Annotated in this window: 21 protein-coding genes and 1 pseudogene; 7 read left to right on the forward strand and 15 right to left on the reverse strand. The window is 71.2% G+C overall.

What is annotated here, in order from left to right; genetic code table 11:
* Nucleotides 1-169 precede the first annotated feature (169 nt).
* The gene (locus QC385_RS41015; RefSeq protein WP_279546505.1) at nucleotides 170-2,029 is read right to left on the reverse strand and encodes a S9 family peptidase; all 1,860 of its coding nucleotides are present in this window, start codon (nucleotides 2,027-2,029) and stop codon (nucleotides 170-172) included.
* Nucleotides 2,030-2,128: 99 nt separating this feature from the next.
* Between QC385_RS41015 and QC385_RS41020 the strand changes: the two genes are divergently transcribed.
* Both QC385_RS41020 and QC385_RS41025 read left to right on the forward strand, forming a co-directional pair.
* Nucleotides 2,129-2,953, forward strand: a complete 825-nt coding sequence (locus tag QC385_RS41020; RefSeq protein WP_279546506.1) for a class I SAM-dependent methyltransferase — start codon at nucleotides 2,129-2,131, stop codon at nucleotides 2,951-2,953.
* 89 nt (nucleotides 2,954-3,042) lie between these two features.
* Nucleotides 3,043-3,837, forward strand: a complete 795-nt coding sequence (locus QC385_RS41025; protein WP_279546507.1) for an SURF1 family protein — start codon at nucleotides 3,043-3,045, stop codon at nucleotides 3,835-3,837.
* Nucleotides 3,838-3,946: 109 nt separating this feature from the next.
* Here the strand turns inward: QC385_RS41025 and QC385_RS41030 are convergent, their stop codons facing one another.
* The 4 genes from QC385_RS41030 to QC385_RS41045 all read right to left on the reverse strand — a co-directional run bounded on the left by QC385_RS41030 (nucleotide 3,947) and on the right by QC385_RS41045 (nucleotide 8,579).
* Nucleotides 3,947-4,993 carry a hypothetical protein gene (locus QC385_RS41030; RefSeq protein WP_443033111.1) on the reverse strand — a complete coding sequence of 349 codons (1,047 nt, stop codon included), beginning with the start codon at nucleotides 4,991-4,993 and terminating at the stop codon, nucleotides 3,947-3,949.
* Between the two features lie 116 nt (nucleotides 4,994-5,109).
* Nucleotides 5,110-5,685, reverse strand: a complete 576-nt coding sequence (locus QC385_RS41035; protein WP_279546526.1) for a SigE family RNA polymerase sigma factor — start codon at nucleotides 5,683-5,685, stop codon at nucleotides 5,110-5,112.
* 531 nt (nucleotides 5,686-6,216) lie between these two features.
* A complete protein-coding gene (locus QC385_RS41040; RefSeq protein ID WP_279546509.1) occupies nucleotides 6,217-7,302 on the reverse strand; it encodes an aspartate-semialdehyde dehydrogenase in 1,086 nt (361 codons plus the stop codon).
* Nucleotides 7,302-8,579, reverse strand: coding sequence for an aspartate kinase (locus QC385_RS41045; protein WP_279546510.1), 1,278 nt, complete (start codon nucleotides 8,577-8,579; stop codon nucleotides 7,302-7,304). Before QC385_RS41045 ends, QC385_RS41040 begins: the two co-directional genes overlap by 1 nt.
* A gap of 235 nt (nucleotides 8,580-8,814) precedes the next feature.
* On the opposite strand from QC385_RS41045, the gene QC385_RS41050 reads away from it, so the two are divergent.
* On the forward strand, nucleotides 8,815-9,555 hold the full coding sequence (locus QC385_RS41050) for a response regulator transcription factor (protein ID WP_279546511.1): 741 nt from the start codon (nucleotides 8,815-8,817) through the stop codon (nucleotides 9,553-9,555).
* The gene (locus QC385_RS41055) at nucleotides 9,552-10,937 is read left to right on the forward strand and encodes a sensor histidine kinase (RefSeq protein WP_279546512.1); all 1,386 of its coding nucleotides are present in this window, start codon (nucleotides 9,552-9,554) and stop codon (nucleotides 10,935-10,937) included. The genes QC385_RS41050 and QC385_RS41055 overlap by 4 nt, the downstream gene beginning before the upstream one ends.
* Here QC385_RS41055 and QC385_RS41060 read toward each other — a convergent pair.
* Nucleotides 10,903-11,430, reverse strand: coding sequence for an SgcJ/EcaC family oxidoreductase (locus QC385_RS41060; RefSeq protein ID WP_279546513.1), 528 nt, complete (start codon nucleotides 11,428-11,430; stop codon nucleotides 10,903-10,905). The two genes, QC385_RS41055 and QC385_RS41060, sit on opposite strands and share 35 nt — an antisense overlap.
* A gap of 173 nt (nucleotides 11,431-11,603) precedes the next feature.
* Between QC385_RS41060 and QC385_RS41065 the strand changes: the two genes are divergently transcribed.
* Complete coding sequence (locus tag QC385_RS41065; RefSeq protein ID WP_279546514.1) at nucleotides 11,604-12,443, forward strand: PhzF family phenazine biosynthesis protein; 840 nt, start codon at nucleotides 11,604-11,606, stop codon at nucleotides 12,441-12,443.
* A gap of 12 nt (nucleotides 12,444-12,455) precedes the next feature.
* On the opposite strand, the gene QC385_RS41070 is transcribed toward QC385_RS41065, so the two are convergent.
* The 4 genes from QC385_RS41070 to QC385_RS41085 form a co-directional block, all read right to left on the reverse strand.
* Entirely contained in the window at nucleotides 12,456-13,034 is a 579-nt protein-coding gene (locus tag QC385_RS41070) for a Uma2 family endonuclease (RefSeq protein ID WP_279546515.1), read from the reverse strand.
* Between the two features lie 50 nt (nucleotides 13,035-13,084).
* A complete protein-coding gene (locus QC385_RS41075) occupies nucleotides 13,085-13,984 on the reverse strand; it encodes a hypothetical protein (RefSeq protein WP_336621352.1) in 900 nt (299 codons plus the stop codon).
* A gap of 346 nt (nucleotides 13,985-14,330) precedes the next feature.
* On the reverse strand, nucleotides 14,331-14,513 hold the full coding sequence (locus QC385_RS41080) for a DUF397 domain-containing protein (RefSeq protein ID WP_279546517.1): 183 nt from the start codon (nucleotides 14,511-14,513) through the stop codon (nucleotides 14,331-14,333).
* Entirely contained in the window at nucleotides 14,510-15,262 is a 753-nt protein-coding gene (locus tag QC385_RS41085; RefSeq protein WP_279546518.1) for a helix-turn-helix domain-containing protein, read from the reverse strand. Before QC385_RS41085 ends, QC385_RS41080 begins: the two co-directional genes overlap by 4 nt.
* 147 nt (nucleotides 15,263-15,409) lie before the next feature.
* On the opposite strand from QC385_RS41085, the gene QC385_RS41090 reads away from it, so the two are divergent.
* Nucleotides 15,410-15,811 carry a hypothetical protein gene (locus QC385_RS41090; RefSeq protein ID WP_279546519.1) on the forward strand — a complete coding sequence of 134 codons (402 nt, stop codon included), beginning with the start codon at nucleotides 15,410-15,412 and terminating at the stop codon, nucleotides 15,809-15,811.
* A gap of 34 nt (nucleotides 15,812-15,845) precedes the next feature.
* Here the strand turns inward: QC385_RS41090 and QC385_RS41095 are convergent, their stop codons facing one another.
* From QC385_RS41095 to QC385_RS41105, 3 genes are all read right to left on the reverse strand, one after another.
* Nucleotides 15,846-16,505 carry a DUF5063 domain-containing protein gene (locus QC385_RS41095; protein WP_279546520.1) on the reverse strand — a complete coding sequence of 220 codons (660 nt, stop codon included), beginning with the start codon at nucleotides 16,503-16,505 and terminating at the stop codon, nucleotides 15,846-15,848.
* Nucleotides 16,498-17,097: a recombination mediator RecR gene (gene recR / locus QC385_RS41100; protein WP_279546521.1), complete on the reverse strand. Its 600-nt coding sequence runs from the start codon at nucleotides 17,095-17,097 to the stop codon at nucleotides 16,498-16,500. Before recR ends, QC385_RS41095 begins: the two co-directional genes overlap by 8 nt.
* Nucleotides 17,098-17,196: 99 nt before the next feature.
* Nucleotides 17,197-17,538: a YbaB/EbfC family nucleoid-associated protein gene (locus tag QC385_RS41105; RefSeq protein WP_086848809.1), complete on the reverse strand. Its 342-nt coding sequence runs from the start codon at nucleotides 17,536-17,538 to the stop codon at nucleotides 17,197-17,199.
* A gap of 243 nt (nucleotides 17,539-17,781) precedes the next feature.
* Here QC385_RS41105 and QC385_RS41110 point away from each other — a divergent pair, with 243 nt between their 5' ends.
* Nucleotides 17,782-18,537, forward strand: a complete 756-nt coding sequence (locus QC385_RS41110) for an SLATT domain-containing protein (protein WP_279546522.1) — start codon at nucleotides 17,782-17,784, stop codon at nucleotides 18,535-18,537.
* A gap of 15 nt (nucleotides 18,538-18,552) precedes the next feature.
* On the opposite strand, the gene QC385_RS41115 is transcribed toward QC385_RS41110, so the two are convergent.
* Together QC385_RS41115 and QC385_RS41120 are read right to left on the reverse strand one after the other, a co-directional pair.
* Nucleotides 18,553-20,097, reverse strand: coding sequence for a substrate-binding domain-containing protein (locus tag QC385_RS41115; RefSeq protein ID WP_279546523.1), 1,545 nt, complete (start codon nucleotides 20,095-20,097; stop codon nucleotides 18,553-18,555).
* Between the two features lie 131 nt (nucleotides 20,098-20,228).
* Nucleotides 20,229-21,029, reverse strand: a pseudogene (locus QC385_RS41120) (serine/threonine protein kinase); the annotation flags it as partial.

Below are 21,029 nucleotides of genomic sequence, written 5' to 3' on the forward strand. Positions count from 1 at the left end.
CGATGCGCGGTGTTGCGCGACCCGGCGCTTGCAAGGTGCTCGGCGTTGGGGCTGAGGCCGGGGCGTGGCGCAACCCGGCGCAGCGGGGTGCCGCCCGCGCCCACCCGTGCCGCCCTGGGGGCACCTCCCAGGCCCTCAAGGCACTGGTGGAGGCACGACTGCCCGCGGGTTACGACTGTCGATTCAGGTACCTCTCCGCGAACTCCAGCTCCAGCCGTACCTGCTTGATCCGCTCGTCCACCACCAGTGACCCGTGCCCGGCGTCGTAGCGGTACACCTCGTGGACCGCTCCTCTCGCCTCCAGGCGCTTGACGTAGTTCTCGATCTGGCGGATGGGGCAGCGGGGGTCGTTGACGCCGGCGGAGATGTAGACCGGGGCCTTGACCTGGTCGACGTAGGTGAGCGGGGAGGAGGCCTCGAAGCGGTCGGGGACCTCTTCGGGGGTGCCGCCGAGGAGCGTGCGGTCCATCGCCTTCAGCGCTTCCATCTCGTCGTGGTACGCCGTGACGTAGTCGGCGACGGGAACCGCCGCGATGCCCAGGGCCCACGCGTCGGGCTGGACGCCGAGGCCGAGGAGGGTGAGGTAGCCGCCCCAGGAACCGCCGGTCAGGACGAGACGCTCGGGGTCCGCGAGGCCGGAGGTGACGGCCCACTCGCGGACCGCGGCGATGTCCTCCAGTTCGATGAGGCCCACGCGGTGCTTCAGGGCGTCCGTCCAGGCACGGCCGTAGCCCGTCGAGCCGCGGTAGTTGACCCGGATCACCGCGTAGCCGTGATCGACCCACGCCGCCGGGCCCGCCGCGAAGGAGTCGCTGTCGTGCCAGGTCGGGCCGCCGTGGATGTCGAAGACCGTGGGGAGCGGGCCGGTGGTGCCCTGCGGCTTCTGGACGAGTGCGTGGATGCGGCCGCCGGGGCCCTCCACCCACACGTCCTCCACCGGCACCGAGCCGGGTGACTTCATGCCGGGCGGGTCGAGCACGACACCGCCGGCCGTGGAGCGGACCGCCGACGGCTCGGCGGCCGAGGACCACAGGTACTCCACGCTGCCGTCGGGCCGGGCCGTGGCACCGGAGACCGTGCCGGGCGGGGTCGGGATCTCGGTCAGGGCGCGGCTCGCCAGGTCATAGCGGAACAGCTCGCTGCGCGCCTCGAAGCTGTGCGCGATGAGCAGGCCGCTGCCGTCCGGGTACCACTCGGCACTGACGTCACCCGGCAGTTCCAGCGCCAGGTCCGTCTCCTCCCCGGAGGCGACGTCCCAGACCAGGGGCTCCCAGCGGCCCCGGCGCTGATGGCCGATGAGGAGTCGGCTGTCGCCGTCGACGGGGGCGAAGCCGAGGACCTCCAGGCCGAGCTCGCGCGTACCGCCCTCGGTGTCGTCGAGGTCGGCGACCGGCGTGCCGTCGGTGCGCAGGACGCGCAGGGCGGAGTGCATGGCGTCGCCGTGCTCGGTGTGCTCGATGGCGATGAGCGAGCCGTCGTGGGAGAGGTCGCCGACGCCGGCCGACTCTCGGTGGCGGTAGATCTCCACCGGGTCCTCGCCGGTGCGGACGAGGTGGATCGTCGTACCGTCCTCGTCGGTCGAGCGGCCGACGACCGCCGTGCGCCCGTCGCGGCCGAGGGCGAGGCCCGCGGGGTAGGAGGCGTCCAGGCCCTCGGCGGCGAGTTCGTCCGGGCCGCCCGTGAAGGGCTGGCGGCGCCAGACGCCGAACTCGTCACCGTCCTTGTCGTCGAACCACCAGATCCAGGCGCCGTCCGGTGACAGCACGCCGTCCGTCGTGCCGTTCGGCCGGTCCGTCACCTGGCGCTGCTCGCCCGTCTTGCGGTCCCACGCGTACAGCTCGTACGTCCCCGTCGCGTTCGACACGAACAGGGAGCGGTCCGGCGCGTCCTCCGCCCAGTCGGGCAGGGACACCCGGGGCGCCCGGAAGCGCCTCTCCCAGTCCGGCATCCGCTCCTGCCGTCCCGCCTGTACCTCTTGCTCGTGCTGGTCCCGCTGATCCCGCGCGTCGGATCCGTTGCTCTCAGTCATGGCCCCATACTGCACGCCCTCGCCGACAATTCGCTGGCGAGGTCCTCAGCCTGTGGATAACCTCCACCGGTCCCCCTTCCCAGCAGGTCAGGAGTGACCATGTACTCCCCCACGCCGGCCGACTGGCACGAAGCCAACCGTGCCCACTGGGACGAGCGCGTCCCGCTGCACGCGGCGGGCGATTTCTACGGCCTCGACGCCTTCCGGGCCGGCCAGGACCCCCTGCGCGACTTCGAGGTCGCCGAGGTCGGCGACGTCTCCGGCCGCTCGCTGCTGCACCTCCAGTGCCATATCGGCCTCGACACCCTGTCCTGGGCCCGGCACGGAGCCGCCCGCGTCGTCGGCCTCGACTTCTCCGCACCGGCGGTCGACATCGCCCGCGACCTCGCGCGCGATCTCGGCCTCGGCCAGGACCGGGCCGCCTTCGTCGCGGCGGACGTGTACGACGCGGCCACCGCGGTCCCGGACCCGTCGTACGACATCGTCTACACCGGCGTCGGCGCGCTGTGCTGGCTGCCGGACATCGGGCGCTGGGCCGAGACGGCCGCCGCGCTCGTGGCGCCCGGCGGGTTCCTGTACCTCTCCGAGTTCCATCCGCTCACCGACGTCCTGGACGACGAGACCGGCTCGCGGATCATGTACGACTACTTCGCCCGGGACGCCTGGGTCGAGGAGAGCCCGGGTTCGTACGCGGCCGAGGGCGCCGAGTTCGTCCACAACCGGCGCGTGGAGTGGCAGCACCCGGTCGGCGAGGTCGTCTCGGCGCTGGCGGCGGCCGGGCTGCGCATCGAGTTCCTGCACGAGCACGACGTCTCGCTGTTCCGGCGGTTCGAGTGCTTCGAGCGGCGGGACGGCTACTTCCGCTACCCGGCAGGCCGGCCGCGGATCCCGCTGATGTACTCGATCCGGGCCCGTAAGGACTGACCGGGCGACGGCCGGGAGCGGCGTTCGCGCCCGCGAGTCGTACCGACCCCGCAGGCCGGACCCGCCCGGCAGACCCGTACCGTAAGGGTGTGTACCGGTTTCTGCTGACGCCCCGATGGTGGGGGATCAACGTCTTCGTGCTGCTGTCCATCCCCTTCTGCATCTTCATGGGGTCCTGGCAGCTGGGCCGGTTCGAGGACCGTGTGCAGGACCACCGCACGGCGACCGAGCAGGTCTCCGAGGCCCGGCACGAGGCGCCCCGGCCGCTCGGGGAGATGCTGCCGGTGACCAAGGCGACGTCCGGGAAGCAGGTCACCGCGACCGGCCGCTACGGCAAGCAGCTGCTGGTGCCCGGCCGGAAGCTCGACGACAGGCAGGGCTTCTACGTCCTGACGCTGCTGCGCACCGACTCGGGCGAGGCGCTGCCGGTGGTCCGCGGCTGGCTGCCCGGTGCCGCCGACGCGGCGAAGACGCCCGCGCCGCCCGCCGGTGAGGTCACGGTCACGGGGGCGCTCCAGGCGTCCGAGACACCGGGTGACAACGGCGTCAGCGCGCAGGGCGGGCTGCCGGCCGGGCAGACCGCGGCGATCAGCGCGGCGTCTCTGGTGAACCTGGTGCCGTACGACGTGTACGACGCGTGGGTCACGTTGGCGAAGGGCGACTCGGGGATGAAGGCGGTGCCGGCGAGTGCGCCGCCGGACACCGGGCTGGACCTGAAGGCGTTCCAGAACCTCGGTTACACCGCCGAGTGGTTCGCCTTCGTGGGGTTTGTGATCTTCATGTGGTTCCGGTTGCTGCGGCGCGAGATCGAGTTCGCGCGGGACGCGGAGCTGGGGTTGGTGCAGGAGGAGGAGCCTGTCCCCGCGGACGCCGTTGCCAAGTAGGCGGCGTCGCTGCTGAGGGCGGGTGGGTCCGCGGCCCGGCGGAGCGGGGTGCCGCTTCTTCGGGACGGGCGCCGACCCAAGCCGCACGATTGCCCGCAGCTCGGCGTGACTACGACGCCGCCAGTACGCCCGTCCAGTAGACCGTCCCCGCGCACGCGTTGGACACCGTCACCGAGCCCGCGCCCGAGCCGGTCGCCGGTGTGTACGTCACCGCCACGCTGCCGTCGACCGTGCCGTCCTCCCTGGCCAGCTGCGGGGCCGTACCCGTGCCCGTGTCGCCGCCGGTGGAGGTGCCGCCCGCGGCCGGGCTGCCCTCCGTCGGGGTGGGGTCGGGAGTGGGGTCCGGGTCGGGGTCGGGGTCGCCGCCGGGGACGGGGCAGGTCTCACTGGGGACCCAGGCGAACTTCACGTCGTAGGCGGCGCCCGGCGCCAGCACCAGCTGGGCGGCCTCCAGGGACGGGTCGGGCAGGCCGGCCGCCGCGTCCCCGGCCGTGTGACGGGCCGTGCCGACCTTGCTGACGTCGGCGGCGCCCTGCGCCAGCGCGCCCACCGAGCCGGGGTCGGTGACCGTGCAGCTCGCCGCCGAGACGTTGGTGACGCGGAAGGAGCCGTAGACCGCGCCGGTGGAGTCGGGTGCGACGCTGCTTCCGGCGGCGGGGCCGAGCTGGGCGGCGGTGCAGGCCTGGATGCCGGCGGCGGCCGTGGAGGACGGGCCGGCCCCCTGGGACGCTCCCGCCGAGACGCCGGGGCTCTTGCCTTCCTTGTCCTTCTGCTTCTTGTCGTCCTTGTCCTTGCCCTCGGTCTTGCCGGGGGAGCTGCCCGCGGTGCTCTCGCCGCCGTCCGGGCCCTTGCCCTGGCTCACGCCGCCCTGGGCCTCGGAAGCGTGGCCGATCGCGGACGGGTTGGCCTCGGAGCCGGTGGAGTTGGAGACGTGCACGAGGGCGGGGACGGCCGTGCCGATGAACAGCGCGGCGGCCGCCATGCCGACGACGGCCTGCCGCTTGCGGGTCCGCCGCTGGGGCACCGCCTTCCGCAGATAGTCCAGCGTGCCGTCGCGCGGCTCCACCTCCTGCACCGCATCGTGCAGCAGCCTGCGCAGGTCCAGCTCGTCCGATTCGAGCCCTTCGGGGCTCTGTTCGTCCAGGCCGTGGTTCACAGTTCCGTTCCCAGCGTGCGATTGCTTCGGATCTTGCCCGTGCAGCTTTGTCGGCTCGTGCCACTCGAAGGGCTCGTGCCGGTCGCGCCCGTCGCGGCGCGCGCCGTCGCCGTCGCTCATACCGGCGACTCCATGGCCAGCCTGAGCGCCGCGATACCGCGCGAGCCGTACGCCTTGACCGAGCCCAGGGATATGCCGAGGGTCTCGGCGACCTGGGCCTCGGTCATGTCCGCGAAGTAGCGCAGCACCAGCACCTCGCGCTGGCGGCGCTGGAGGCCCTTCATCGCCTTGATGAGGGAGTCGCGCTCCAGCTGGTCGTAGGCGCCTTCCTCGGCGCTCGCCATGTCGGGCATGGGCTTCGACAGCAGCTTCAGGCCGAGGATGCGGCGGCGCAGCGCCGAGCGCGACAGGTTGACGACCGTCTGACGCAGGTACGCCAGGGTCTTCTCGGGGTCGCGGACCCGCTTGCGGGCCGAGTGGACGCGGATGAAGGCCTCCTGGACGACGTCCTCGCAGGAGGCGGTGTCGTCGAGGAGGAGGGCGGCGAGACCGAGCAGCGAGCGGTAGTGCGCCCGGTAGGTCTCGGTGAGGTGGTCGACGGTGGTCCCGGCCGCGACACCGTCCTCGGCGCCTTCACGCTGGTTCGGGATGCGGGCCGGCCGCGCTGCGGGCACGGGCGCGATCACCGGCATGCCGCCGGGCGTACCGGACATGCGGGGTCGTAGAGCCGCCGGACGGGGCGGTCGGATGACCGTGCCGCGTGCCGCGCTGAAGTCGAGTACCTCTGCCACGCCTGTTGGACACGCTCACCCCTGTCAGGGTTGTACGCGCCGGGCATCACTTTCACGCCGACCTTCGCTGCCGAAGGTCTACCCGCGTCAGGCAGCACAACCGATGGTGCATCAAATGCCCTCATGCGTCCCGCTCTTCCCCTATGTCCAGATATGAACGGGCGTCCCCACGCCCGGTTCCAGGCGTCCCCACGCCTGTATGTGTCCCGCGGCCCGGAAGGGCGACCGCAAAGACGCTCCCCGCCCTCCGCGCGGTTGCGGAGGGCGGGGAGGTAAATCCTCGGATGCCGATCGGGTTCGGGACAAGTGGTCCGGACCATCGACCGGCTCACATGTCGTGCACAGATCCTACAAACCGCCTATGACAGCGGCCGGGGGTTTCCGGCGTGGCGAAACTTCTCGAAACCGGTCGGCGGCCACCGGCCCGGCACGTCACGAGAGTTCGGCGGCCACCAGTTCGGCGATCTGGGCGGTGTTGAGCGCGGAGCCCTTGCGCAGGTTGTCCCCGCACACGAACAGTTCGAGAGCCGTCGGGTCGTCCAGCGCCCGGCGCACCCGCCCGACCCACGTCGGGTCGGTGCCGACCACGTCGGCGGGCGTCGGGAACTCCCCGGCGGCCGGGTTGTCGAACAGCACGACCCCGGGCGCCGTGGCGAGGATCTCGCGGGCCTTGCCGACGGTGACCTCGCCCTCGAAGCGGGCGTGCACGGTCAGCGAATGCGTGGTGATCACCGGAACGCGGACGCAGGTGACGGCCACGGGCAGGCCGGGCAGACCGAGGATCTTGCGGGACTCGTCGCGGACCTTCAGCTCCTCCGACGACCAGCCGTCCTCGCGCGGCGACCCGGCCCACGGCACGACGTTCAGCGCGACCGGCTCCGGAAACGGCCCGGTGCCGTCGCCCACGGCCCGCCGTACGTCTCCGGGGCTGGTCCCCAGCTCCGTGCCGGCGACCAGGGAGAGCTGCTGCCGCAGCGTCGCCACGCCCGCGCGGCCGGCGCCGCTGACCGCCTGGTACGAGCTGACCACCAACTCGCGCAGCCCGAACTCGGCGTGCAGCGCGCCCAGGGCCACGATCATGCAGAGCGTCGTGCAGCTGGGGTTGGCGATGATGCCGCGCGGGCGCATCCGTACGGCGTGCGGGTTGACCTCGGGCACGACGAGCGGCACGTCCGGGTCCATCCGGAACGTGCCGGAGTTGTCGACCACCACCGCGCCCTTGGCGGCGGCCAGGGGCGCCCACCGCTCGGCGACCTCGTCGGGGACGTCGAACATGGCGACGTCGACCCCGTCGAAGGCCTCCTCGGTGAGCGCCACGACCTCGGTCTCCTCGCCGCGCACGGCCAGCTTGCGGCCGGCCGAGCGCGGGGAGGCGACCAGTCGGATCTCGCCCCAGACGTCCGCCCGCTGGGACAGGATCTGGAGCATGACCGTGCCGACGGCCCCGGTCGCTCCCACGACGGCGAGCGTCGGGCGCTCGGACCGGCCGGGCCGGTCGGCCCGTCGGAGACCGGTCATCAGCGGCCGGTGCCTCCGTAGACGACGGCCTCGTCGCTGTCGGAGTCGAGCCCGAACGCGGTGTGCACGGCACGGACGGCCTCGGGCACGTCGTCGGCGCGCGTGACGACCGAGATGCGGATCTCGGAGGTCGAGATCAGCTCGATGTTCACACCGGCGTCGGACAGCGCCTTGAAGAAGTCGGCCGTGACACCCGGGTTGGTCTTCATCCCGGCGCCGACGAGGGAGATCTTGCCGATCTGGTCGTCGTAGCGCAGGGAGTCGAAGCCGATGCCGCCCTTGTTCTTCTCCAGGGCGTCGATGGCCTTGCGGCCCTCGGCCTTGGGGAGCGTGAAGGAGATGTCCGTCAGACCCGTGGAGGCGGCGGACACGTTCTGCACGATCATGTCGATGTTGATCTCGGCGTCCGAGACCGTCCGGAAGATCGCGGCCGCCTCGCCCGGCTTGTCCGGCACGCCGACGACCGTGACCTTGGCCTCGGAGGTGTCGTGCGCGACACCGGAGATGAGAGCCTGCTCCACCTGCTTGTCCCCTTGCGTAATCGGCTCGCTGCTGACCCAGGTGCCCTGAAGTCCGCTGAAGCTGGACCGGACGTGGATCGGGATGTTGTACCTGCGGGCGTACTCCACGCAGCGGTGGAGCAGCACCTTCGACCCGGATGCCGCCAGTTCGAGCATGTCCTCGAAGGAGATCCAGTCGATCTTCCGGGCCTTCTTCACCACACGCGGGTCGGCGGTGAACACGCCGTCGACGTCGGTGTAGATCTCGCACACATCGGCGTCGAGGGCGGCGGCGAGGGCCACCGCCGTGGTGTCGGAGCCGCCGCGGCCGAGGGTGGTGATGTCCTTGGTGTCCTGGCTGACGCCCTGGAAACCGGCGACGATCGCGATGTTGCCCTCGTCCACCGAGGTCTTGATCCGGCCCGGCGTGACGTCGATGATCCGGGCTTTGTTGTGGACCGAGTCGGTGATGACACCTGCCTGGCTGCCGGTGAACGACTGGGCCTCGTGGCCCAGCTTTTTGATCGCCATGGCCAGCAGTGCCATGGAGATCCGCTCTCCGGCGGTCAGCAGCATGTCGAGCTCGCGCCCGGCAGGCATCGGGGAAACCTGCTCGGCGAGATCGATCAGCTCGTCCGTCGTGTCGCCCATCGCGGAAACGACGGCAACCACCTGGTTGCCGTTCTGCTTCGCTTCCACGATTCGCTTGGCGACGCGCTTGATGCCCTCGGCATCGGCTACGGAGGAGCCTCCGTACTTCTGCACGACAAGGCCCACGTGCGCTCCTCGCTCAATCCGTCTCTATCCGCTCATACGCATTCGTACCGCGGTCGGCTCAGTCTAACGAGCGTCCGAAAATCCCTTCCGCGATATCGCATGGTGAGACTTCCGGGGTACTCGCTCAGAGCTGCTCATGCCCATCTCGGCACCGGCCACGCGAGAAAGTGCCCGGCGTCACAGTTGCACGCGCCCCGAACCCTGTGCCCCAACTTTCAAGCACTAGGGTTCGCCTGTGCGCGTACTCCTGGTGGAAGACGATGAACCGGTCGCCGAGTCCCTCAGACGCGGCCTGAAGCGCTACGGCTTCGAGGTCGAGTGGGTCACCACGGGCCGGGCGGCACTCGACCGCACGAGCCCCTACGACGTCGTCCTGCTCGACCTGGGCCTGCCCGACACCGACGGCCTCGACGTCTGCAAGGCGCTGCGCGAGCGCGGCGACGTCCCGATCATCGTGATCAGCGCCCGCAGCGACGAGACGGACCGGGTGGTGGGCCTGGAGATCGGCGCGGACGACTACGTCTCCAAGCCGTTCGGCGTCCGCGAGGTCATCGCCCGGATCCGTGCGGTCATGCGCCGCGCCCAGCCCCGCAGCCCCGCCGCCGGGGCGCCCGGGAACGGCCCCGACCGCTACGGCCCCCGCCTGACCGTCGACCGCAAGGCGGCCCGGGTGCGGCTCGACGGCGAGGAGGTGGCCCTCGCGCCCAAGGAGTACGACCTGCTGGCCTTCCTCACCGAGGAGCCCGGGGCGCTGATGTCGCGCGAGCAGATCATGGAAGCGGTCTGGGACGCGAACTGGTTCGGGCCGACGAAGACGCTCGACGTGCACGTGGCGGCGCTGCGGCGGAAGCTGGCGGGCGCGATCACGATCGAGGCGGTGCGCGGGGTCGGCTTCCGGCTGGAGATCGTCAAGGACGGCGGCGACAAGGACGGCGGCGGCGACCCGAGCACCGGAACGGGCAGCGACGCCTCATGATCCGCCAGCTCGTCCGCAGCTACATCTTCCTCGTCGCGATCGCCATCGCCCTGTTCACGGTGCCGGTGGCGTTCTCGCTCACCTCCCAGCTGCGGGGCGACACCGAGGATTCCGTGCTGCGCGAGGCCAGGACCATGGCCCTGCTTCTGGCCAACGGCGACTCCACCTCGTGCGAGGCGCTCCAGAAGATGGCCGAGGCGTACGCCGACCAGACGCCCGGCGACGTCCAGGTGGCCGGCGCCCCGGGCTGCGCGCCGGGTCTGCTCCGCCCCGCGGAGGACGCGGCCCTGACCGCGGCCCTCGACCGGAACGACTCCACGACCGACTGGGGCTCCTCCTTCATCTGGGGCCCCGATCTGGTGATCACGGTTCCCGCCGAGACGGCCGGCGAGGACCGGGTCGTCGGTGCCGTGCGCATCGTCTACTCGACGAACGAGATGACCGACCGCCTGTGGACCATCTGGGGCTTCCGGGCGATCCTCGCGGTGCTGGTCCTCGTGGTGGCCGCCCTGCTCGGCGTGGGGGTGGCCCGGCGCCTGACCCGCCCGCTGCGCCAGCTCAACGACATGGCGAGCAAGTTCAGCGACGGCGACCTGACCGCCCGCTCCCCCGTGACGGGCCCGCCGGAGACCCAGACGCTGGCGCGCACCCTCAACCAGGGCGCGGAACGCCTGGACACGCTGATCGCGGCCCAGCGCATCTTCGTGGCGGACGCCTCGCACCAGTTGCGCACCCCGCTCACGGCCCTGCGGCTGTCCCTGGACAACATCGCGGACGGTGTGGACGACGAGTTCGTACGGGAGGACGTGGAGCAGGCCACCGCCGAGGTCGTACGCATGAACCGGCTGGTCAACGGCCTGCTGGTGCTGGCCCGGGCCGAGGCGAAGGTGACGGCGGCCGAGCCGCTCCCGCTGCTGGACATCCTGCGGGAGCGGCTCGCCGTGTGGAGGCCGGCCGCCGACGAGCGCGGAGTCACCATCGCGCTCAGGGGGAGTACCGACGGCCGGCCGTCTGTGCTGTCCAGCCCCGGTCATCTGGATCAGATGCTGGACAACGTGCTCTCCAACGCCCTGGAGGTCTCACCGGACGGCGGGACGATCACCGTTCGGGTGGACCCCCTGGGCGACGTGGTGGGGGTGTCGGTCCTGGACGAGGGACCCGGTATGTCGGACGCCGAGAAGTCCCGCGCCTTCGACCGCTTCTGGCGGGGCCAGGGCCTGACCGGCAAGGGCGGCTCCGGCCTCGGTCTCGCCGTCGTCAAGCAACTGGCGACGGACGACGGCGGGACCGTGGCCCTGACGGACGCTCCCGGCGGCGGCCTGTGCGTGACGATCACCCTCCGGGCGGTCAGCTCTCGGGCATCTTCGAGGAGTGGTGGTTGACGATCAGCCACTTGCCGTCGGCCTGCTTCTCGTAGGCGTACGTGTAGCGGGCCTTGACGGTGTTCTTCGCGCCCGTCTCGTGGTCGGTCAGCGCGAACTCGTACACCCCGGTGTCGATGACGGTGTCACGGTCGAGGACGTTGACGACCGACTCGATCTTCGTGCCGACCGGCTTGTTCTGGAGGAAGTGCTCGAAGTAGTCGACGATCTCGGCTCTGTCCGTACGGACGTTGTCGGAGACCGTCGGCAGCAGGACCGCGTCCTTGGCGTACAGGTCGGCGACCTTCTGCGCATCGCCGGTCTTCAGCGCCGCGTTCCACTGGTCGAAGAGCCCGAGCACCTGCGCCTCGGTGGCCATCTTGGCGGAGTTCTTCCCGGACGTGCCGCGCGAGTCGGCTCCGGCGGCCCCGGCGCCGAGGGCGAAGGTACCGGCGGCCAGGGCGGCGACGGCGGTGGCGACGGCTATGCGACGGCGTACGGGGCGGCGGTTCATGACATCTCCAGTGACATCGAGGGGAGTTGACTTGCCTCCGCTTCTTCTGCGGTGGAAGTGACTCCAGACTCGCCTGTCACCGGTTAGCGGCCGTGCAGCCCACGTACAGGGGCCGTACAAGGTGCCCCCAAAACTCACAGCGTGAGCGTCGAGCCGGACGCTACTGTCCGTCCATGGAGATATTGCGCTACGTGGCGTTCAGCACGGATCCCAAGGGCGGCAACCCCGCGGGTGTCGTGCTCGACGCCACCGGGGCCGACGACGCGACGATGCTGGCGACGGCGGCCGAAGTCGGCTACTCCGAGACGGCGTTCGTGGTGCCGTCCGGCGACGGATCCCTGGACGTGCGGTACTTCAGCCCGCTCGCCGAGGTGCCCTTCTGCGGCCACGCGACGATCGCCACGGCCGTCGCCCACGCGGAGCGGCACGGCACCGGGCGCCTGCGGCTGCGCACGGCGGCGGGCCCGGTCACCGTCACCACCGACCGGGCGGCCGACGGCACGCTCGTGGCGACCCTGGTGAGCGTCACACCGCGTACGGCACCGCTCGGGGAAGCCGACCTGGCCGAGCTGCTGGGGATTCTGGGCTGGTCCGCCGGGAACCTGGACCCGGCGCTGCCGCCCCGGGCGGCCTTCGGCGGAGCCTGGCACCCGGTCATCGCCGCGGCGGGCCGGGACCGGCTGGCCGACGGCCTGGACTACGACATGGCCGCGCTCGGCGCCCTCATGGCCCGCAGGGACTGGACCACGATCGACCTGGTCTGGCGGGAGTCCCCCACGGTCTTTCACGCCCGCAACCCGTTCCCGCCCGGCGGTGTGGTCGAGGACCCGGCCACGGGGGCGGCGGCCGCCGCGTTCGGCGGCTACCTGCGGGAACTCGGGCTCGTCCCGGTCCCCGCGACACTGACCATTCACCAGGGTGTGGACATGGGACGGCCGAGCACGATCACGGTGACGGTACCGGCGGAGGCGGACACGGGCATCGGCGTGACCGGCGCGGCCGTACGGCTCTGAGAGGCCTCGGCCTCAGTCGACGAACTCCTTGAGCGGCTCGGTGTCCAGGGTGAAGTTCACCGGCTCGGGGAGCTTGAGGGTGGCGCCGAAGGGCAGCTTCTCCTCGTGGCGGTAGCGGCCGTTCTCGGGCTGGTTGAACACGACGACCGACGCGTCGTCCCGGTCGACGAGGAGGTAGACGGGGATGCCGGCTGCCGCGTAACCGTCGGGCTTCTCGACGCGGTCGCGCTGGTTCGTGTCGGAGTCGTACGACGTGATCTCGACCGCCATCAGTGCGCCGTCGGCTTCCGACCACTCCCCTTGGCCCTTGAGGCCACCCACCCGGACGAGCACTCCGTCGGCACGAGCGCGCCCCTTGCGGTAACGCTCCGTCTTCAGCCCGCTCTCCGCGTGCAGCCACAGATCAGGGCGATGTTGCATGCACACGCGTTGCAGCCACGCGATCATCTCGCGGTGGTTGCCGTCCGCCATGGGCTTGACCACGACCTTTCCGTTGATGAACTCCAGCCGCACGGTCTCCGGGGCATGGCGTTCCAGCTCCTCGAACTCCTCGACGGTCATCTGCGGCCGGTGCTCGGTCCTGGGGGTCATGGCGTCGCCTCCTCGACTCCATGGTGCCCTGGCCGGGGCCTCCTGCACGCTCACAGCGCCCTCTCGGCCTTCGAGCGCAGGCCGCCCGCGGCCCGTACCTCGGCCGCGCGGCGGGCGACGTCCACGACCTCGTACACGGGATCCGGGTTGGCCAGAAACGTGTCGGGGACGTATCCGGCGTCCAGCTCACCGGCCGCCTCGGCCGCCAGGTCCGCCTCGTACTCGGCGCGGCAGTCCGGGCACATGCCGCCCTCGATCTTCGTGGTCAGCTCGTCCGCGTCGCAGGTGATGCAGCACATGACCACGCGATCCACGCGGGCCCGGCGCGGTGCGGCCTTCTGCCGGATCTTCGCCTTCTTCGGGGGCATCTTGTCCTCCAGTCGTCTGCGGGCGAGGCCGCCCGGGTTGGTCACGGCGGGCGGCAGCCCGTCGGTCAGTGCTTTGGTGACGTCCTCGGGGGTCGAGCCACGCGACAGCCACTCCCCCACGAGCGATTCGAGGGACCGGCAGTCGGACTCGGACAGGGACATACGGGGGTCCGCCTCGCGGACGTCGGCGAGGGTGCGGTAGGCAGTGCGGGGCTGAGGTTCGGCTTCCGGGGCGGGCTCTTCGGCGGGCGACTCGGGCTCGTCCGTCCTGGCCAGCCCGGGCCGGTAGTCGTCGGGCACGATCCTGCCCTTACGCTCCCGGGCGAACTCCGCCCACCACTCCGGTGACCTGCGCGTACGGGACCAGTACGTCCGGGTCACCCACCGCATCGAGTTGTCCTCGACGGTGATGTGCTCCCGGATCTGCCGCGAGTGGCCGGCCTCGCTCAGACTCTTCAGCGAGGTGCGCACGGCCTGCTGGCCGTAGCGGGGGTGCACGGACGCGATCGCCTTGTAGCCCATCGCGTGGCCCTCTTCGAGATGGTCGACGAAGACGGCGATCTCGCGGTCGCGTGGGCTCAAGTGTACGAAGTCCGGGTCCGCGTGCGGGTCTTCGTCACCCGCGGGGCGTTTGCCGTAGCCCGATTTGGCCATCGGGTGGGACGGGGACGGCAGGGCGGGACTAGGGTGGGAGCAAGCCACGATCGAGTCGCTTTCGATCCGTAGGTCCAGGCCCCGGAGCCGGTGTTGGCGCACCGACCGGGGCCGATCTATTGCCGCGAACCTAGAGGTGCTTCACGCTGCGGCGCAAGCTGGTCACGGAACGTCACCCGTTCGAGGTAGGCTGCTGCAACTCACCTACACGCTTGGTTGGTTGGGTTGGATTTTCCCAGCCCAGAAGCCCATGGAAGGGCTCGAAGCCCGAGGCTCAAGCCTCGGGCTGAACTGCGGAGACGAACGCCGCCCAGGCGGGCACGGTGACGTGGAGCTCGGGGCCGGCGGGGGTCTTGGAGTCGCGGACGTGGACGGCGGCGGACAGGGCGACTTCGACGCAGGCGCCGCCCTCGTCGTCGCTGTAGCTGGACTTGAACCACTTCAGCTGGTCGCTCACGACTGATCCACCATCCGTTCGATGAAACGGGCCGACCCGTCGGGGTCGAGAGCCTGCGTACGGATCATGCTAATTCGCTCGGTAACTCGGCTGACAGCCCCCGGATCAGCCGAAAGTTCACTGGCCAGTGGGCCTTCTGTGAAGGCGAATCGCTCGTGATCACGAGTTTCCAGCAGAACCATGGGCCCCAGGAGCGCGGCTGAGGTGGCCCGTTCGAAGGGAAGCACCTGCACCACGACGTTCCGCAGACGGGAAACGTCCAGAAGGTGACGCAGTTGATGAGTGTCCACCAGAGGGCTGCGTAGTACGGCCTCGTAGAGAACGAAGCTCAGCCCCACGGGCGGCTTCCGCTCGGTCAGGATGGCCTGCCGCTCCATACGAGCCGCGATCCGCTCCTCCACCGTCTCCTCGTCCAAGGGCGGGATGCGGTTCTCGATGAGCGCTCGCGCGTACTCCTTCGTCTGCAACAGCCCGGGGACGAGCGAGACTTCGTACCACCACATACTGATGGCCTCCCGCTCCCTCTCCATGAAGTCCTGCGCCCGCGCCGGGAACTTCTCCCGCTGTAGGTACTCCTTGGCCGCGCTCAGAAAGCCCTCGGCCCCGCACAACTCGTCGGCCGCGTCGAGGGCGCGTGGCGTCGGCATACGTACGCCCTGCTCCATGGACTTGATGGTGTCCAGGGAGTAGTTGGCGGCGGCGGCCAGTTCCTCCCGGCTGACGTTCGCCTTCGTACGCCAGCGCTTCATCTGGTTCCCGCTGTATCGCCAGGCGACTGGCGGCTGGGAATTGGAGTTGTACTGGCCCGACACAGCGCCCACCTCCGACGGCTACACCACGGCGTGTACCACAACAGTCGCTACCGAAAGTAGCCGCATGAGTACGAGTGTGTGGCCATGACGAACGCAATTCACCGCCCTGAGTGGGTCCCGGCGGCAGGTCATCAACTCCACGTCGCGGGTGTGCACTTCGACGCGGTCCGGGTCGAAGGCCTGCGCGGGGAACTGGTCGCCGAGTGGCTGATCGAGGCGGCGGACGGGGACGCGGGGCCGATCGTGTGTGAGGCGAGCGGGCCGCGGTGGGTGTACTTCCTGCTGGCGCCCGGGGCGGTACGCGGACAGCACTGGCCGCTCGGCGTGCAGCAACTGGGCGGGCGGGATCCGCGTACGGTCACCGTCACCTACATCGGGATCCCGGCCCTGGAGGGGAACACCTGGCCGCTCAGGTGGTACAGCGAGCCGACGCCGACCGCTCCGTACGTCGACGCACGGGCGCTGGCCGCCGCCGTGGGACGGTGAGGTCACGGCAGCGGCAGCCCCGGCGGGTCGGTGGCTACTTGGCCGGGCGCAGCCCCAGCGGCTCCGCGATCTCCTCCGCCATCACCCTGCCCGCCTCGATCTCCAGCGTGTCGTCGCCCATGTCCTGGTCCGTGTCCAGGCCGTCGAGTGCGGCCAGGGGCTGGTTGAGGCGGACGTGGGCGAGGACCGACTGGAGGGCCCGGAGGGACGCTGAGGCGGTGGAGCCCCAGTTGGAGAAGTAGGAGAACTGCCACCACCACAGGGCCTCCGTGGTGCGGCCCGCCCGGTAATGGGCCATGCCGTGGCGCAGGTCGGTGATGACGTCGGTGAGGTCGTCGGAGATCCGGGCCGGCACCGGCGCCTTGCGGGGCTCGTAGGGGTCGAAGACCTCCGAGTAGACGTCGACGGGGTCGAGGAGCCGCGCCAGGTTCTCGCGGAGCTCGTCGACGTCCGGCTCGGGGCCCGGGTCGGGCTCGTAGCGGTCGTCGGGCACGATGTCCTCGTGCGCGCCGAGGCGGCCGCCGGCCAGGAGCAGCTGGGAGACCTCCAGGAGGAGGAAGGGGACGGCCGATTCCGGCTCGTCGCCCTTCGCGATCTCCGTGACGGCGACCAGGAAGCTCTCGACCTGGTCCGCGATCTGGACGGCGAAGTCATCCGGGTTCTGGTCGGTCGCGTGCAGCGTGGCGTCAGACATCTAGGAGTCGTCTCCCCTCGAAGGCGCGACCGAGGGTCACCTCGTCCGCGTATTCCAGGTCGCCACCCACCGGGAGGCCGCTGGCCAGGCGGGTGACCTTCAGGCCCATGGGCTTGATCATGCGGGCGAGGTACGTGGCGGTGGCCTCGCCTTCGAGATTCGGGTCCGTGGCCAGGATGAGCTCCGTGACCGTGCCGTCGGCCAGGCGCGCCAGGAGTTCCCTGATCCGCAGGTCGTCCGGCCCCACCCCGTCGATCGGGCTGATCGCGCCGCCCAGGACGTGGTAGCGGCCCCGGAACTCCCGCGTGCGCTCGATCGCCACGACGTCCTTCGGTTCCTCGACGACGCAGATGACGGCGGGGTCGCGGCGGACGTCGCGGCAGATGTTGCACAGCTCCTCCTGCGCGACGTTGCCGCAGGTCGCGCAGAAGCGGACCTTCGCCTTGACCTCCATGAGGGCCTGCGCGAGCCGTCGTACGTCCGTGGGCTCCGCCTGGAGGATGTGGAAGGCGATCCGCTGGGCGCTCTTGGGACCGACGCCGGGCAGCCGCCCCAGCTCGTCGATCAGGTCCTGGACCACGCCTTCGTACAACGGACTGCCTTTCGTGGATCATCGAGGTCGTTCGCGCCGTACGGCCTTCCCGTACGTACCGTAGTTGTCAGCCGCCCGTCCGAGGAAGCGGTAGGCGTCTCAGAACGGCAGACCGGGGATGCCGCCGCCGCCCAGACCCTGCGCGAGCGGGCCCAGCTTCTCCTGCTGGAGCGCCTGCGCGTTCTCGTTGGCCGCCTGCACCGCCGCCACGACCAGATCGGCGAGGGTCTCGGTGTCCTCCGGATCCACCGCCTTCGGGTCGATCCTCAGGTTGCGCAGCTCGCCGGCGCCGGTGACGGTCGCGGTCACGAGGCCGCCGCCCGCCTGGCCGTCGACCTCCGTCTGCGCCAGTTCCTCCTGCGCCTGTGCCAGGTCCTGTTGCATCTTCTGGGCCTGCTGGAGCAGCTGCTGCATATTGGGCTGGCCACCACCGGGGATCACGATCAGCTCCTTGCTCGGTACGCGTTTTCCCGTTCGGCACGAGCCTACGTGGTCGGGCCTGCCGTCGCTCCAGCACTCTTTCGAGTGAGTTTCCCTCGCGCCCTATAACTGATCAAGGAATACTTCCGGGCGGAAAAGCGGCGAAAGCTACATCTTCGCCACGCGTTGGGGGGTAGGAAGGGTCCGGCGCGTGTGCGTCGTGTGTGCCACTTGTCACGCAGCGTGGTCAGTAGGGAGTGCCGGGTGGGTCAGCCGGAGATGCAGCCCGAGGGGCCGCTTCAGGACGGACGGGGCGAGGGGGCGGCCCGGCTGCGGCCGGGCGATCTGACCGGGCGGGCCTTCCCGCTCGGGGACTGGGGGGAGCCGGCGGTCCGGCTGGACGAGCTGTACCGGTGGGTGGAGCGCGGGGCGCTCCGGACGGCGGCCTGGTATCTCGAGGACCGGGTGTGGAAGCGGCGGTGCGCGCGGGTGCTGCGCTGCGGGGCCGCGGTGGGGGCGATCACCGGTGTCGCGCTTCCCCTGCTGGATCTGACCGGGGTCGCGGGCGGGATCGCGCCCTGGGGGTGTCTGGCGCTGCTGCTGGGGGTGGCGTGTGTGGCCGTCGACCGGTACTTCGGCGTGACGTCGGGCTGGATGCGGGACGTGGCCACCGCGCAGGCCGTGCAGCGGCGGTTGCAGGCACTTCAGTTCGACTGGGCGGCGGAGTGCGTGCGGGAGGTCCTGGGACCGGCCGAGGGGACGGCGAGCGAGGCGGCCGAGCGGTGCCTGGGGGTGTTGCGGAGGTTCTCCGAGGATGTGAGCGAGCTGGTGCGGGGAGAGACGGCGGAGTGGGTGGGGGAGTTCCGGAGCGGGGGTGCGCCCGTGGGGTTGCAGGCGGTGGCGTTCCCGGGGGGTGGGCGCGGGGGTGACGCGGGGGGTTTCCCCGGACGGTTCTCCGTGCCGCCGGGGGGCGGTGCGCGGCCGAACATGCCGCGCCAGCGGCCGCCGGAGCCGAGATGACCGGTGGATCGAGGGTCAGTCCTCCGCACACAGGGTCAGGCCCTCCGGGGTCCAGCACGGCAGGTGGCCGTGTGTGCGGATGACGTCCTGGCCGTTGCCGCGGGAGAGGTAGGTGAGGAAGCTCGACGCCAGGGAGTCGGCCGGGGGACGGCCGTAGGTGTAGGCGTACTCGAGCTCGCGGTAGGGGTATTCGCTGGTGCCGTCCTCGATGGCGTCGGCGGAGGCGGGGTCGCCGTCCAGGCGCAGGGAGTGCAGGCCCTTGGCGCGGGCGGCCAAGTTGAGTTCGCTGTAGCCGATGGCGCCCGGGAGTTCGGCGACCGTGCTCAGCACCTGGTCCGTCGAGTCGAGTTCGCAGCGGATGACGGTCGCCGTCGGGTCGTCCTTGTGGACGCAGTCGACGGAGGAGTTGGCGATCTCGCCGCGTCCCAGCACCCGGCGCTGGAACACCTGTCTCGTCCCGGAGTTGGCGTCACGGCTGACCAGGTGTACGGGCAGGTCCGGGCCGCCGAGCTGCCGCCAGTTGCGGATCTCGCCCCGGTAGAGGCGCCGTACGTCGTTCGTGGAGAGGTTCTTCAGGCGCACGTCGTCGTTGACCACCAGCGCGAAGACCGACAACGCCACCCTGTTCTCGCGCAGTTCGGGCAGACCGGCCGGCTTGGGGCCGTCCGACAGGGCCACCACCGGGGGTGACCCCTGCCCGTTCCGTGCCGCCTGCGCGCCGGCCGCCGCGAGTTCCCGTATCCCGGCCGTCGAGCCGTGCGGGTCCACGTCGATGACCGGGTCGCCGCCGCAGTCCCGCTCGTACTTCTCGGCCACCTCGCGCAGGACGGGCGCGAACGCGGTCGAACCGGTGAGGGTGAGCCTGCCGCTCGCGCAGCCGATCGGGGGCGGGGTGTCGTCCTGGGCGACGACGATCGCGGCCAGCGTGACCACGCACAGCGTGAGCATGATGGTGATCAGCCGGGCGGCCCGGCTGAACAGCGGTGGCTTGTCGTCCGGGGCGGCCGCGCGGTTGGGGCGCACCTCGCCCTCCCGCAGGCCCCCGACCAGCCGGACCTCGCGGCCCACGTCGCCGCCGGACAGCAGCACGAGGAGCTTGAAGTAGTCGCCGCGATTGAGCGGGACGCGCGGGATGCGCAGCGCGTTGTCCTCGTAGGCGAAGCCCCGGGCCGCGGTGAAGTGGTCCATGAGGTGGTCGGTGTCGGAGGGCTGGGTGACCGACACCCCGCGGATGGTGCGGTCGGTGAACACCGCGGTGAGGCCGTGGACCTCGGGGCCCGTGTAGTCGTCGCGGTCGATGGCCAGTGAGCCGTCGTTCTCGATGCGCAGCAGAACCAGGGTCGCGTCCGTCATGTCGGGCGCCTCGTCGAACAGCCCCAGCCGGCGGTTGGCGCGGCCCGAGCGCACGTCGTCGCCGATGGGGTTGTCCATCTGCACGCGGTAGCCGATCCGTTTGCGGCGCGGCACCCGGCGTTCGTACCAGACCATGACGCCCGAGGCGATGACGCCGAGGACGGCCGTCGCGACGGCCACGAGGTTCTCCGCGCTCAGCCACTCCATCGTCGGTGCCCCCGCCGCCGCCCGGACGAAATCGATCGTCCGCCCACCGTACGGCCGTACGAGCGGGTATCCGGAATCCGTCGGCCGGAATTCGCCCTACGTTCAACGGCCTCACGGGAACCGCGAGTTGGTCACTGCCTCGTGTACGTCAGCCGCTCCCCGCTGCTCGTGTTGACGCGCTGGAGCGTGCCGTCCGGGAGGAGGGTGACCTCGCTGGCCGCGCCCGGCGTGCACGCGCTGCGCGGTTGCCCGACCCTCACGGTGGACGGACCGATCTTCAGTGCGCCGCCGGCGCCGGGGGCCGTGGTCAGCCGGCCCTCGAACACGCAGTGGTAGCTGCCGCCGCCCTTGGTCGGGCCGTCCGCCACGAGGGACAGGACCGTGTCGCCCGGCTCGCCCTGCTGGATGGTCAGCGAGCGGCTGTGCGCTCCGTCGGCGTTGTCGATGGTCGTGGCCCAGGTGCCCAGGTACGCCGTCGGGATCGAACCGTCCGCCGGGGAGACGGAGGTGTCCGGCTGCGAGGTCTTCGGGGACGGGCCCGGCGTGGTCGGGGGCGCGTCGGTGCTCTGCGTGGGGGTGGGGTCGCCGCCGGCCCGGTCGCCGTCGCCGCCCTGCATCAGCGCGTAGACCGAGCCGCCCGCGGCCAGCGCGACGACCAGGGCGATCACGACGAGCAGCGCGGTGGAACGGCCGTCTCTTCGCACCGGCTCCTGCGGCGGACCGTAGGGCGGGGTCGGGCCGTAGGGCGGGGTCTGGCCGTAGGGCTGGCCCGTGCCGTACGGCGGCGGACCGTGGGGCGGTGTGGAGCCGAGGCCGCCGTAGGCGGGGTGGAAGGGCGGGGCGGCGCCGTGCGCGCCGGGCTGGGGGTGCTGCTGGGGATAGCCGTACGCCGGATAGGGGGGCGGGGGCGTCTGGGGGTGGGACGGGGCGCC

Origin of the sequence: Streptomyces sp. DH10 (genome assembly GCF_029813805.1) — a bacterium.
Classification (GTDB): Bacteria; Actinomycetota; Actinomycetes; order Streptomycetales; family Streptomycetaceae; genus Streptomyces; species Streptomyces coeruleofuscus.